We start from the raw sequence: 475 nt of genomic DNA on the forward strand, positions 1-475 counted from the left end.
GATTCGTCTTTATGACTATAGAACAGAAGATTTAGCCGATAAAGAAGTGGATCTAAACAAAGTAGTCGAAGACTATGACGCCAGTTTTTTTCCGATTGATTTCAGAATCTTCACCTATCGTAATAATCCCAAGAACGTCATCAATATAGAAGTTAAAGACAAACAAGGTACTATGAAAACCTTTGTTTTAAACATTGATAGCGGAAAAGTAGAAGGAGAGTATCAAAAGCGTTCAGATATCTATGAAGCGGGTCCTTACTTTTATTATACGACACTAGATCAGTATGCAAAAGATAAGGGATACTTAGTGGATCACCTCATCAGTATTTCTAGTGATTTTAAAGAGGAGGGCAAGGTTATTGATACCAACATCAACCTCTTTGAGGAATATCCTGAAATTGAGAAAAAAATAACTGAAGAAGGTTGGATTCTTAATCCTCAAGAGGAATACGTGACCCCAGAGGAATGGTTTGAC

1 protein-coding gene is annotated in these 475 nt (G+C 36.0%); it reads left to right on the top strand.

Annotation, left to right across the window (positions count from 1 at the left end):
* Positions 1 to 475: hypothetical protein (locus HMPREF3057_RS09540; protein WP_070697417.1), on the top strand; the 475-nt coding region annotated here is incomplete at both ends.

The organism is Streptococcus sp. HMSC072D05 (assembly GCF_001815805.1).
Classification (GTDB): domain Bacteria; phylum Bacillota; class Bacilli; order Lactobacillales; family Streptococcaceae; genus Streptococcus.